Source organism: Amphritea sp. GJ51-11, assembly GCF_055808735.1.
In genome coordinates this window covers 3,291,872-3,305,330 of the sequence record NZ_CM147881.1, presented here as the reverse complement: position 1 = coordinate 3,305,330, position 13,459 = coordinate 3,291,872, and the positions used below count along the sequence as shown (strand labels likewise).

The 13,459-nt window shown below is 48.4% G+C and carries 7 protein-coding genes and 1 pseudogene; 5 read left to right on the top strand and 3 right to left on the bottom strand.

Annotated features, from left to right (window positions below):
- Positions 1-40: 40 nt before the first annotated feature.
- From AC0L4K_RS14775 to AC0L4K_RS14765, 3 genes and pseudogenes are all read right to left on the bottom strand, one after another.
- Positions 41-1,425 (bottom strand): annotated as a pseudogene (locus tag AC0L4K_RS14775) (TRAP transporter large permease).
- Complete coding sequence (locus AC0L4K_RS14770) at positions 1,425-1,955, bottom strand: TRAP transporter small permease subunit (protein ID WP_417228359.1); 531 nt, start codon at positions 1,953-1,955, stop codon at positions 1,425-1,427. Before AC0L4K_RS14770 ends, AC0L4K_RS14775 begins: the two are co-directional and overlap by 1 nt.
- A gap of 236 nt (positions 1,956-2,191) precedes the next feature.
- Entirely contained in the window at positions 2,192-3,265 is a 1,074-nt protein-coding gene (locus AC0L4K_RS14765; protein WP_417228360.1) for a TRAP transporter substrate-binding protein, read from the bottom strand.
- A 512-nt stretch (positions 3,266-3,777) separates the two neighbouring features.
- On the opposite strand from AC0L4K_RS14765, the gene pdhR reads away from it, so the two are divergent.
- The 5 genes from pdhR to AC0L4K_RS14740 all read left to right on the top strand — a co-directional run bounded on the left by pdhR (position 3,778) and on the right by AC0L4K_RS14740 (position 13,350).
- Positions 3,778-4,542, top strand: a complete 765-nt coding sequence (gene pdhR / locus AC0L4K_RS14760) for a pyruvate dehydrogenase complex transcriptional repressor PdhR (RefSeq protein ID WP_417228361.1) — start codon at positions 3,778-3,780, stop codon at positions 4,540-4,542.
- Between the two features lie 306 nt (positions 4,543-4,848).
- On the top strand, positions 4,849-7,560 hold the full coding sequence (gene aceE, locus AC0L4K_RS14755; RefSeq protein WP_417228362.1) for a pyruvate dehydrogenase (acetyl-transferring), homodimeric type: 2,712 nt from the start codon (positions 4,849-4,851) through the stop codon (positions 7,558-7,560).
- A gap of 33 nt (positions 7,561-7,593) precedes the next feature.
- Positions 7,594-9,546 carry a pyruvate dehydrogenase complex dihydrolipoyllysine-residue acetyltransferase gene (gene aceF, locus AC0L4K_RS14750; RefSeq protein WP_473266913.1) on the top strand — a complete coding sequence of 651 codons (1,953 nt, stop codon included), beginning with the start codon at positions 7,594-7,596 and terminating at the stop codon, positions 9,544-9,546.
- A gap of 1,042 nt (positions 9,547-10,588) precedes the next feature.
- Positions 10,589-11,929 (top strand): UDP-glucose dehydrogenase family protein, encoded by a 1,341-nt coding sequence (locus AC0L4K_RS14745; RefSeq protein ID WP_473266912.1) that lies wholly within the window; start codon positions 10,589-10,591, stop codon positions 11,927-11,929.
- Between the two features lie 413 nt (positions 11,930-12,342).
- The gene (locus AC0L4K_RS14740) at positions 12,343-13,350 is read left to right on the top strand and encodes an NAD-dependent epimerase (protein WP_473266910.1); all 1,008 of its coding nucleotides are present in this window, start codon (positions 12,343-12,345) and stop codon (positions 13,348-13,350) included.
- The last annotated feature ends 109 nt before the right edge of the window (positions 13,351-13,459 follow it).

Genomic DNA, 13,459 nt, shown 5'->3' with positions numbered 1-13,459 from the left:
TAAAAAAGCAGAAGGAGCGAGGCTCCTTCTGTGGGTGCGTTTAGCCGTAGGCCATCGCTGGCAACCAGAGCACCAATTGTGGCCAGAACACCAGAATCAGCAGACCGATTAACTGAAGGATAATAAAGGGAATAACACCTTTATAAATATCACTCAGTTTAACGCTTGGCGGACACACACCCTTGAGATAGAACAGTGCGAAGCCGACCGGGGGGTGAGGAAGGAGGTCTGTAAGGCCATCGCCACCAACATGACAAACCAAACAAGTTCTGGGTTATCCACCACGCCGTAGCCATCAATATCCAGCCCTAGCGCCGATATAACCGGAGCCAGTAGCGGTAGAATAATCAGGGTAATCTCGATCCAATCAAGGAAGAAACCGAGTAGGAAGATCACCCCAAGAATAAAGAAGATGATGCCGTAAGGACCAAAAGGTAACCCTGTCAAGAACGACTCAATCAACTCATCGCCGCCGAGTTCACGCAATACCAAGGCAAAACAGGTGGCGCCAATAAAGATCGCGAAAATATAGGCGGTGGTGTTGTAGGTGCCCTGCATGACCTCTTTCAGTACTTTAAAGTTGAATTTGCGGTTGTAGATCGCCAACAGGGTTGCACCAAAGGCGCCGACACCGGAGGCTTCCGTCGGGGTTGCGAAACCACCGAAGATCGAGCCCAACACCACAAAAATCAATAACAGGGTTGGTAGCACCGCTTTTAATACGGAGATCCAGGTGGCAATGGTCACCGGCTTGGTATCTTTTGGAATCGGCGCCGCGTCTGGCTTGAGTTTACCAACGATCAGAATGTAGAGAATATACATGCCGCCGAGCATCAAACCTGGGAATACTGCCCCCATAAATAAATCGCCAACCGAAAGTCCCAGTTGATCCGCCATAATCACCAGCATAATACTGGGGGGAATGAGAATACCGAGGGTGCCTGCACTGGCTATGGTGCCTAGCGCCAATGGCATGGAGTAGCCTTGCTTGGTCATGGAGGGTAATGACATTACCGCCAGTAACACCACGGACGCGCCAATAATACCGGTCGAGGCCGCCAGAATGATGCCGATGGCGGTAACGGTAATTGCCAAACCGCCTCGCACCTGGCCAAACAGCTCCTGCATCGACTTCATCAGTCGCTCTGCGACACCGGATTTATCCAGCATGATGCCCATAAAGATAAACATCGGTAGGGCAACCAATATCCAGTTGTCCATGATCTTCCATAGCCGGTTGACCACCAAACCGAGGGTAAGAAAATCTAAACCAGTAATCGTATCGAAATAGGTATCCGCAAGATAGCCGATCAGGGCAAAAATAACACCTACGCCGCCCAGCACCCATGCGACCGGAATACCGGTAAATAGCAGGACGATGAACGACAGAAACATGGCGATAACCAGAATTTCATTAATTTCCATTATGCTTTATCCCCTCTAAACAGTAATACAGTGTCGCGATACAGGCGCGAAAGCACCGCTAAGCCTAATAACGCCATACTGGCGGGGATAACACTCTTAACCAGCCAGCGATAGGGCAGGCCGGATGGGGATTCTGAGTGTTCATTAATACGGAAGGAGTCAGCGACAAAGTCGAGGCTGTGGATAAAAATAACCAAGATAAATGGCATCACGAGCAGCAGGATGCCTAAAATTTCGATCACGTATTTGGTGTTTGCCCTAAAGGATGAATAAAACAGATCGACACGGATATGGGAGTTAGTGGTCTGAGCAAATGACAGACCAAACATCACGCCCACGGCATAGAGGTGCCATTCCAACTCTTCAAAGATAATGAGTCCACTGGAAAAGCCTTTACGTAAAATTACTTGGGTAATGATCACAAAGACAAGGAGGACATAGGCCCAGGCGATCAGGTGACCGATCTTCTGGATTGCCCGGTCAATGCTGTCCGCCAGCGGAACAGAGGGCAGGCTATTAGGCTGGTTCACGATAATGCACCTTTAGCAGCGGTTATTATAGTTAGGGTCAACATTTGAAGACGTATTGAAAAAAACTCTGCAAAACAGCCGCGTTATCGCCTCTTTTTGACAGAGTTTTCTTAGGTTTCGCTGCGTTTTCAGATAAGTTGTTCGATAGGTTTAATATGTTCTTGTCGGGCTGCCTTAGCAGCACCTTAGATAACATAAACGGAAGGGCCTGTGGCCCCTCCGTAACAACATTAAGCTTAGTTGTTTTTCGCACGTGGCAAGAATGCGTTAGATTCCCAAAGGTCGTAACCCTTACGGAAGGTGCTCAGATCATCCCAAACTTTCTTAAAGAACGGATCTTGAGCGGTTTTCTCAACCACAACTTCGTTCCACTTATCTTCAAAGGCCGTCAGCATGGTGTCATTCCAGTAACGGATATGAACGCCATTGTCTTTCGCGTTCGCCATTACATCAAACTGCATCGCTTCACCTTCTGCAATCGCGTTGGTGACAGACGCTTTACAGGTGTTATCTACAATCGCCTGTTGTGACTTGCTCATGCCGTTCCAAGTATCTTTGTTGATTAGCAATTCAAAGATAGTGGCTTGCTGATGCCAGCCTGGGAAGTAGTTGTACTTAGCAATTTTGTATAGACCGAGACGTTGATCGATGGCTGGCTGAGAGAACTCAGTCGCATCAATCGCACCTTTCTCTAGTGCGCCGAAGATTTCACCGCCCGGCAACTGAGAGGTAGAAACGCCCATTTTCTCCATTACGGAGGCGCCCAGACCGAAGAAACGCATGTTTAGGCCTTTCAGGTCTTCAGGGGTGTTGATCTCTTTCTTAAACCAACCGGAGGTTTCAGGAGAGATAATGGCACAAGGGAAGACTTTAACGTTATAGCCGTTAGTGTCGTACATCTCTTGATATAGTTTCAGGCCGTTACCGTAATACAGCCAGGCCATATATTCGCCCGCTTCTGGGCCGAAAGGTACGGCAGAGAACAGTGCGGCGGCCGGGATTTTACCCTGCCAGTAACCGGCTGTTGCGTAACCTGAGTTCACCTTACCGGAAGAGACCGCGCCGAGAATCTCTTTCGCACCGACTAGTTTGCCAGGCTCATAGATTTTCATCTTGATGGAGCCTTCACTCATAATCGGTAGCTGTTCAGATACCCACTTAATCGGTGTACCTAGCGCTGGCAGGTGAGAGCCAAAGGCAATCGGTGTTTTTAGCAGTACTTTGTCAGCGGCGTTTACGGTTGCCGTTGTTGCTGTCATAGCTGTAGTGAGTACAGCTGCAGAGACCAGGGTCTTTGCGAATGTATTCATGCTCTTCCCTCATGATGTTTGTTGTTTTTATCAGTTCTTGCAGGGTTGGGAACAGGCCGTTCGGAGCCGTTTAAAAATGTTCTTGAATAATTGGTAATACCAATTTACCATGCAATGAGTCGCTACCTTAGAATTTTGACCACACTCTTGTCAATGCTTTTATAAATAATAAAGTTAGCCTGTTTTTCTTATAAAGCTCGTTTTTTTAAGTAAATCAATAACAAACGACAAGGTTCGAGCCAAGTCGATATTCAATGTAGCACGACTACTGAGGTTTTGAGCTAAGCCTTTAAGCTAAGTTGTCAGGTTAAAGTTGCCAGGGTTAAGGGCTAGGTAAGCGATTGAGTCCGGGGCGAGAAAAGCCGTTAGGTTAAAAGACAGAAATACTTATGTGGTAAACAGGTTCAGTCTATTTGGTGACCGTGCCTTACCTTAGGGCCTACGCATTGGTCCGGGTTGAAACATTAATAGCCTGTATTGGGTACCAGTCGGTTATGGGTGGAGAGAGTTAGATGGTGTATCAGCGAGTGAAGCAACCCAAAATTTCAGATGTGATTATGGGGCAGCTTGAAGAGATGGTGTTGGAGGGCAGTTTGAAGCCGGGTCAAAAGCTTCCGGCGGAGCGTGAACTGGCGAAGCAGTTTGAAGTTTCACGGCCATCACTGCGGGAGGCGATCCAAAAGCTGGCGGCGAAGGGGGTTTTAGTCAGTCGTCAGGGTGGGGGTACCTATGTTTCTGAAGAACTCGGGCGAGCCTTTTCTGATCCGCTATTGGAATTATTCAAAACTCACCCGGAAGCTCAATATGATCTACTAGAGTTTCGTCATGCCCTCGAAGGAGTCTCTGCCTACTATGCGGCACTGCGCAGTACCCCCGCCGATAAAGAGCATATTCGTGCCCGCTATGATGCCTTGCAGATGTTTCATGATCGCAAAGAGTTTGATAAGGAGGTATTCGCGGATGTGGATTTCCATCTAGCCATCGCTGAATCGACCCATAATATGGTGTTGCTGCATATGATGCGCGCGCTGTTTAGCCTGCTACGTCAACATATCTGGGAAAATTTACAAGATGTCTATCCAAAAAAGGATATGCGGAGCAAAATACATCAACAGCATTCGGTGCTGATGAATGCGATTATTGCCGGTGAGCCAGAAAAGGCCCGCAAGGCTGCGCATGACCATCTCGCTTATGTTGAAGATGCACTGCTTGAGCAGGGTAAAGAAAATACGCGAATCAAGCGGGCATTACGCCGTGCAGATGTAACGCCGTTGTAATTGAACGTCTGTATAAAAACTACAATCGCTGCATGTTATGTAGCATAACTAGACTTTAATCCTGTAATTTTGTAGTATTACTACAAAATTACAAAGACAATAAAAAAGTAGCGGGCTTGCTGCAGCGCAGCATGACACCTGTTTTTAGCTCTTTAAGGCATTCACAGAAGTGTTAGTGAAACGTATTAGTGAGCAAGGCAAAGCGTAAAAATCCATAAAACCATGGGGTTCAGCATATTTCGGCTGTTTTTTGTCTGCTTTTTTACTGATAACTTCTATTCTTAACAGAGTTTACCGACTACCGGGATGATTGGAACGCCTGGTTTTGAGTGCAAGACAAGAATAGTGGAGAAAGGCAAAGTGCAAGAATATATCGACGATATTGATCCAATTGAAACCAGTGAATGGGTAGATGCGCTGGAGTCTGTTGCCAATAATGAAGGCAGCGATCGTGCTCACTACATTTTACAAAAGCTGGGCCAAAAAGCGTCTGAGCTTGGCGTTGATTCAGGCGCCTCCCTGACGACCCCATACCGCAATACAATCGCCTCGAAAGATGAAGTCCGCATGCCGGGCGATCTATTTATGGAACGACGTATTCGTTCTTTTATCCGCTGGAATGCGATGGCGATGGTCATGCGCGCCAATGACAATGCTGATGGACTCGGCGGTCATATCTCAAGTTTCTCCTCTTCTGCTACGCTGTACGATATCGGTTTTAACTACTTCTTCCATGGTTCTGAAGGCGATCGTGAAGGCGATCTGGTGTTCTTCCAAGGCCATATTTCTCCGGGTATCTATTCCCGTGCATATCTTGAAGGTCGTCTGACTGAAGAGCAGATGGATAACTTCCGTCGTGAAGTTGACGGCGTTGGTTTGCCTTCTTATCCACACCCTTGGTTGATGCCTGACTTCTGGCAGTTCCCAACTGTTTCGATGGGTCTTGGCCCAATTCAAGCGATCTATCAAGCGCACGTGATGCGTTATCTGTCAGCGCGTTCGATGATTAACCGTGGTGAGCGTAAAGTTTGGGCGTTCCTCGGTGATGGTGAGTGTGATGAGCCAGAATCTCTGGGTGCAATCTCACTGGCTGGGCGTGAAAATCTAGAAAACCTAGTGTTCGTGGTTAACTGTAACCTGCAGCGTCTCGATGGACCGGTACGTGGTAACGGTAAGATCGTTCAGGAACTCGAAGGTGTATTCCGTGGCGCAGGCTGGAACGTTATCAAGTGTCTATGGGGCCGTCACTGGGATCCTCTGTTTGAAAACGACACTAAAGGTTTGCTGCAAAAGCGCATGGACGAAGTCTGTGACGGTGAGCTGCAAAACTATAAAGCCAACGGTGGCGCCTATACCCGTGAGCATTTCTTCGGTAAATACCCAGAACTGCTAGAGATGGTTAAGGATCTGTCCGACGACGACATCATGAACCTCAACCGTGGTGGTCACGACCCTTATAAAGTCTATGCGGCTTATTATGAGGCGATGAATCATAAAGGTCAGCCAACCGTTATTCTGGCGCAAACCGTTAAAGGTTACGGCACCGGTAAATCAGGTCAGGCGAAGAACGACACCCATTCCATGAAAAAAGTGGCTATGGATGATCTGAAAGACTTCCGTAACCATCACAACATTCCGCTGACCGATGAGCAGTTGAAAGAAGTGCCTTACTATCGTCCATCACCTGATTCTGCAGAGATGAAGTACATGATGGATCGGCGTAACAAACTTGGCGGTGTATACCCAACCCGTCGTAGTGATTTTGATGCGCTAGATATTCCACCACTGGAAACCTTCGCGGCTCAGCTGAAAGACAGCGGTAAGCGCGAAATGTCGACCCAGATGGTGCTTAACCGTGTCATGAGCACATTGGTTAAAGATAAAAACATTGGCGATCGTGTTGTGCCAATCGTGCCGGACGAAGCCCGTACCTTTGGTATGGAAGGTATGTTCCGTCAGTTAGGCATTTACACCTCGGCTGGACAGAACTATGTGCCACACGACTCTGACCAGATCATGTTCTACAAAGAGTCTAAAACCGGTCAGATTCTTGAAGAAGGTATTAACGAAGCGGGTGCAATGTCTGCATGGATGGCCTGTGCCACCTCATACAGTAACAACAACTGCACACTGGTACCGTTCTATATCTATTACTCTATGTTTGGTTTCCAGCGGATTATGGACCTTGCTTGGGCTGCTGGTGATATGCAGGCCCGTGGTTTCCTGATTGGTGCGACATCTGGTCGTACCACGCTGAACGGTGAAGGTTTACAACACCAGGATGGTCATTCTCATCTGATGGCGCAGATGATTCCTAACTGTGTTTCATATGATCCAACGTTCGGTTACGAGCTGACGGTGATTGTGCAGGACGGTTTGAAACGGATGTTCCAGGACAAAGAGAACAAGTTCTACTACATCACCACCATGAACGAAAACTATGCTCATAAAGCGATGCCTGTCGGTGCTGAAGAAGGCATCGTAAAAGGGATGTATGTCTTGCAGGAAGGTAAAGATTCCGACAAGAAAGTTCAGCTGATGGGTTGTGGTACGATTTTACGTGAAGTGATTGCGGCGGCCGATATCCTCCATGAGGACTACGGTGTTGAAGCCGATGTCTGGAGCACCACCTCTATCAATGAACTGCGTCGCGATGCGCAGGGTGTTGCCCGTTGGAATATGCTGCATCCAGAAGATGAGCCGCGTACTTCATACTTACAAGATTGCTTGAAAGATCGCCAAGGACCGGTTATCGCTTCGACCGACTATATGCGTAACTATGCTGATCAGCTGCGTGAATATATCCCGGGCACTTATAAAGTGCTGGGTACCGATGGTTTCGGTCGCTCCGATACACGCGCTAAACTGCGTGATTTCTTCGAAGTTAGCCGTTACTACGTCGTCGTTGCCGCTCTGACTGCTTTGGCAGAAGAGGGTAAGGTTGAGCGTTCTGTTGTAGCTAAAGCGATGCAGAAGTTTGGCATTAATCCGGAAAAACCAGCTCCTTGGACTGTGTAACCCGACGCTAAACTTTTAAGAGAGGATGATAACGTGAGTACTGTAAACATTACGGTTCCTGATATTGGTGGCGCAACAGACGTCGATATTGTTGAAGTTTGTGTTGCGGTGGGTGACACAGTGGTGGAAGGCGATTCTTTGATCGTACTGGAAACCGATAAGGCCTCTATGGAGGTTCCTTCTACCCATGCGGGCACAGTGAAAGAAGTGTTAGTCGAAGTCGACAGCACCTGTAACGAAGGCCAAGCGATTGTTGTATTAGAGACTGGGCTGGTGGTTGAAGAGGTGGCACCGGTTGCTACGGCAGCGCCGGCTGCAGCTGCTCCCGTCGCTGAAGCGGCCCCAGCACCTGCGGCTCCAGCAGCCGCTAGTGCGGTCGAAAAAATTCTGGTGCCTGATCTGAGTGGCGCAACGGATGTCGATGTGGTCGAGGTTTTAGTTAAAGCCGGCGATACCGTGGCTGAAGGCGATTCCTTGATTGCGTTAGAAACCGATAAAGCTTCCATGGAAGTGCCTGCCGAGAAGGCGGGTGTTATCGTTTCGATTAATATTAAAGAGGGTGATACCGTCAACGAAGGCGATCATCTCGGTGATATTCAAATAGCTGGTGCAGCAGCACCAGCAGCCGCCCCGGTTGCCGATGCCCCAGTGGCTGAAGCCGCGCCAGTTGCGGCCCCAGCCCCAGCCCCAGCCCCTGTTGCAGGTGGTATCGAAGATATTCTGATTCCAGATCTAAGTGGCGCGAGCGACGTGGATGTGGTTGAAGTACTGGTTAAAGATGGCGATACGGTTGCTGAAGGTGATTCGTTGATCGTCCTCGAGACCGATAAGGCTTCAATGGAAGTACCTGCACCGAAAGCCGGTGTGGTTAAATCCATGAAGATCAAAGAGGGTGATCAGGTCAACGAAGGTCAGTTGTTGATGCAACTGGAAGTCGTTGGTTCTGCAGCAACGGCAGCACCTGCTGCTGCGGCACCCGCTTCTGCTCCAGCACCGGCTGCGCCGGCTAAAGCTGCTGCACCTGCACCCGCTGCGGGTAAGGTTGATCGTGAAGCATTAGAGCAGAAAAACAAACAAGTACATGCTGGGCCTGCGGTACGGGCAACAGCACGTGAGTACGGTGTTGATCTTTCTCTCGTAACGGGGACGGGTCCACGGGGTCGTATCCTCAAAGAGGATGTGCAAGCCTATGTTAAAGGTGCACTGAAGCAACTGGCTGAAAAGCCTGCGGCGGCAGTAACCGGTGGCTCGGGTATTCCAGCGATTCCAGAAGTCGATTTCAGCCAGTTCGGTGAGATCGAAATGGTGAAAATGTCCAAGATCCATAAGCTGACCGCTGCCAACATGTCACGCTGCTGGTTGAACATTCCCCATGTGACTCAGTTTGATAAAGCGGATATCACCGATCTGGAAGCGTTCCGTGCCGAGATGAAAGATGAAGCGGCTCGCAACGGTGTTAAGTTAACACCGCTGCCATTTATGCTGAAAGCTATTGCGATCGCCCTTAAAGCCCATCCGAAATTCAATGCTTCCTTGCATGCCGATGGTGAACACATCGTCTACAAAAAGTATGTCAATATCGGTATGGCGGTAGATACGCCAAACGGCTTGATGGTACCGGTGATCAAAGATGCCGATAAGCTGAGTATCTATGAGCTGTCTCAGGCTGCAGTAGAGCTGGCGGGTAAAGCGAAAGATCGCAAGCTGAAACCAGCAGAGATGCAGGGCGCTTGCTTTACGATCTCAAGCTTGGGTGGTATTGGCGGAACCGGCTTTACGCCAGTGGTTAATGCCCCTGAAGTGGCTATTTTGGGTGTTTCCAAAGCGGATATCGAACCGCGTTGGAATGGTAAAGAGTTTGAACCTCGTAAGATGTTGCCACTGTGCCTGTCTTACGATCACCGCGCCATTAACGGCAGTGATGCGGGTCGTTTCCTAACCTACCTGAACCAACTGCTAAGCGATGTACGTCGCATGGTGATGTAATTAAAAACGGTTAATTACATCCGCTGGTGGCCTTTGCTTTAGCAGCATTGGCTACCGCCAGTCCCATGTTTAGACGTGGGCTTGATGGGATAATGAGTAGATTATCGCATTAAAATTGGCGAACTTTTCCATGGTTATTCTTGTACCCATGACTCAAGCCCCTTTTCATCATTGAAAAGGGGCTTTTTTTTGTTTTATTTTTATCGGTTATGGAAGGGGCATCCTACAGGGAGATGGTTTGTCATTGCTGATGTTGGAGCTGCCTCTGGCAGCGATGGTTTTTAATTAGAATTTATCGCCCCTAGAAGAGGCTCCTACAGGGGATTGTTTGTTATTCTGGAGTAGGAGCTGCCTCTGGCAGCGATGGTTTTTAATTAGAATTGATCGCCCCTAGAAGCAGAGGGGGCTTGTCATTGTTGATGTTGGAGCGGCCTCTGGCGGCGATGGTTTTTTAATTAGAATTTATCGCCTCTAGAAGGGGCTCCTATAGGGGGGGCTTTTGGTGTAGGAGCTGCCTCTGGCGGCGATGGTTTTTAATTAGAATTTATCCCCCTAGAAGAGGCTCCTACAGGGAGATGGTTTGTTATTCTGGTGTAGGAGCTGCCTCTGGCCGCGATGGTTTTTAATTAGAGTTTATCGCCCCTAGAAGAGGCTCCTACAGGGAGATGGTTTGTTATTCTGGTGTAGGAGCTGCCTCTGGCCGCGATGGTTTTTAATTAGAGTTTATCGCCCCTAGAAGGGGCTCCTACGGGGAGATAGTTCGTTATTTTGGTGTAGGAACTGCCTCTGGCGGCGATGGTTTTTAATTAGAATTTATCGCCCCTAGAAGGGGCTCCTACAGGGAGATGGTTTGTTATTCTGGTGTAGGAGCTGCCTCTGGCAGCGATAGGTCTAAGTCACAGGCGCTATGGCGATAACAGAGACAAATCGATATTCCTGTCATGTATAAGGCTTGCTGTTGAGTGTATTATTTTCGCACGCGCGGCATTTAGGCTGATATAATTCGCTGCAAATTTACAGGCTGCAGAAGGATAAACAGCAAATGAAAGTTACTGTCTTTGGTATAGGTTATGTTGGGTTGGTGCAAGCAGCCGTATTGGCGGAAGTCGGACACGATGTTTGCTGTGTCGATGTTGATGCCCAAAAGGTTGAAAACCTGAAAAATGGCATTATTCCAATCTACGAGCCTGGCCTGACGCCGCTGGTGCAGTCGAATTATGAAGCGGGCCGCCTGCTGTTTACAACGGATGCTAAAGCGGCTGTTGAGTTTGGTGAAATTCAGTTTATTGCGGTGGGTACACCTCCTGATGAAGATGGTTCTGCCGATCTACAGTATGTGCAGGCGGTTGCTAAAACCATCGCCACTTACATGCAGAGCGCAAAAATTGTCATCGATAAGTCTACAGTACCTGTCGGTACCGGCGATAAAGTTAAAGCCACCATTGCCGAAACTTTAGCAGCCCGCGGTGCAGCCCATGAGTTCCATGTGGTGTCTAACCCTGAGTTTCTTAAAGAAGGGGCGGCTGTCAGTGACTGTATGCGTCCAGATCGCATTGTTATTGGCACCGAAAGTGATCATGTTAAAGATGTGATGACCGAACTCTACGCGCCGTTTAACCGTAATCATGACCGTATTATCTTTATGGATGTACGCAGTGCTGAACTGACAAAATATGCCGCTAACTGCATGTTAGCCACCAAAATTAGCTTTATGAATGAGATGGCCAATATTGCGGAGATGGTTGGCGCGGATATTGAGAATGTGCGTAACGGTATCGGTTCAGATGAGCGTATCGGTTATCACTTTATCTATCCTGGCTGTGGTTACGGCGGTTCATGTTTCCCGAAAGATGTGCAGGCATTGGTCAAAACCTCAGAGCAGATCGGTTATGACTCGCAGATATTAAAAGCGGTTGAAGCGGTTAATGCGAAACAGAAAACTAAACTGTTTGAATTGATTAACCGTCATTTCAATGGTGATGTTGCTGGTAAAACGGTTGCGTTGTGGGGCTTGTCCTTCAAGCCTAAAACCGATGATATGCGGGAGTCTTCTAGCCGGGTGTTGATGGAACTGTTATGGGCTGCGGGTGCTAAAGTACAGGCTTTCGATCCAGAAGCGATGGAAGAGACTCAACGTATTTATGGTTCCCGTGATGACTTGCGTTTGATGGGCACCAAAGAAGCGGCGCTCAATGGGGCTGATATGCTAGTGGTCTGCACCGAGTGGCAAAGTTTCCGTGCGCCGGATTTTGATACCATTAAACAGCAGCTAGCCGAGCCAGTGATCTTTGATGGTCGTAACCTTTACGATCCTCAGCGTATGGCGGATCGTGGTTTTAGTTATTATGCCATTGGTCGTGGTTTGTCGATTAAGCAGGGTTGATTGTTTGACTGTAGGAGCCGCCTCTGGCGGCGATGGTTTTTAATTAGAATTGATCGCCCCTAGAAGGGGCTCCTACAGAAGGATGGTTTGTCATTATGTTTGTAGGAGCTGCCTCTGGCAGCGATGGTTTTGATTAGAATTGATCGCCCCTAGAAGGGGCTCCTACAGAGGGATGGTTTGTCATTATGTTTGTAGGAGCTGCCTCTGGCGGCGATGGTTTTTAATTAGAATTGATCGCCCCTAGAAGGGGCTTCTACAGTGGGATGGTTTGTCATTATGTTTGTAGGAGCTGCCTCTGGCAGCGATGATGTTGGATCTGAATCAAACGCTCATAAAAGCACGTATCTAGAAAAACCTAATGCAGTAACTGATTAACATTTCCATAACACCTATAAATTCACTGGGCTAATATTATGCAGTTAACCTACCTCGTCACCGGTGCCGCCGGCTTTATCGGCAACTTTGTCTCAGAACGTCTGTGTCAGGCGGGTCATACGGTTATTGGCTTGGATAACCTGAACGATTATTACGACCCCGCACTAAAATTGTCGCGCCTAGAACGCTTGGCGAATTATCCACAATTCACTTTCAAAAAGCTGGATCTCGCTGACCGAGAAGGGATGGCGCAGTTATTCGCTGAAAGCGGTTTTGATCGGGTAATACATCTTGCCGCACAGGCTGGGGTGCGTTATTCGTTGGAAAACCCCTTTGCTTATGTCGATTCCAATCTCACGGGAATGATGACGATTTTGGAAGGGTGTCGGCAGAACAATATAAAACACCTCGTCTATGCCTCTTCTTCATCGGTGTATGGTATGAATACCAAAATGCCATTTTCTGTTGAAGATGGCGTTAACCATCCGGTGTCGCTCTATGCGGCTACCAAAAAATCCAATGAGCTGATGGCGCATAGCTATTCCCATCTATACGGCATTCCAACAACGGGGCTGCGCTTCTTTACTGTTTATGGCCCTTGGGGGCGTCCCGATATGGCGCCGTTCCTCTTTACCAGCGCGATACTAGAAGACCGACCGATTAAGGTGTTTAACCACGGTAAAATGCTGCGTGATTTCACCTATATCGATGATATTGTTGAGGGGGTTATCCGTATTCAGGATGTTATTCCTCAAGCGGATGAAAGCAATCTAAGGACGAGCCCTGATAGCAGTAGCGCCCCTTATCGAATCTATAACATTGGTAATAACGAGCCGATCGAGCTGAGTCGTTTTATCGAAGCGATCGAGTCGGCCGCAGGCAAAAAAGCGATCAAAGAATACCTGCCAATGCAGCCTGGGGATGTTCCAGCAACCTATGCGGATATTGATAGTTTGCAGCAAGCAACAGGCTTTAAACCCAGCACCACCATCGAAGACGGTATGCAAAAGTTTGTTGAATGGTATAAAGCGTATTACCGGGTTTAATGTCCCTTGTAGAGGGTTCATCGCCGCCGGAGGCAGCTCCTACACCGGGGATAACCCTTGGGTTGTGGGAGCCCCGTCTCGGGGCGATGAATTCTAACCAAAACTATCG

Excerpts from the sequence above, each read along its gene's own strand:
- AC0L4K_RS14765 (WP_417228360.1), bottom strand. The coding sequence starts at position 3,265 with ATGAATACATTCGCAAAGACCCTGGTCTCTGCAGCTGTACTCACTACA.
- pdhR (WP_417228361.1), top strand. The coding sequence starts at position 3,778 with ATGGTGTATCAGCGAGTGAAGCAACCCAAAATTTCAGATGTGATTATG.
- aceE (WP_417228362.1), top strand. The coding sequence starts at position 4,849 with ATGATTGGAACGCCTGGTTTTGAGTGCAAGACAAGAATAGTGGAGAAA.
- AC0L4K_RS14745 (WP_473266912.1), top strand. The coding sequence starts at position 10,589 with ATGAAAGTTACTGTCTTTGGTATAGGTTATGTTGGGTTGGTGCAAGCA.
- AC0L4K_RS14740 (WP_473266910.1), top strand. The coding sequence starts at position 12,343 with ATGCAGTTAACCTACCTCGTCACCGGTGCCGCCGGCTTTATCGGCAAC.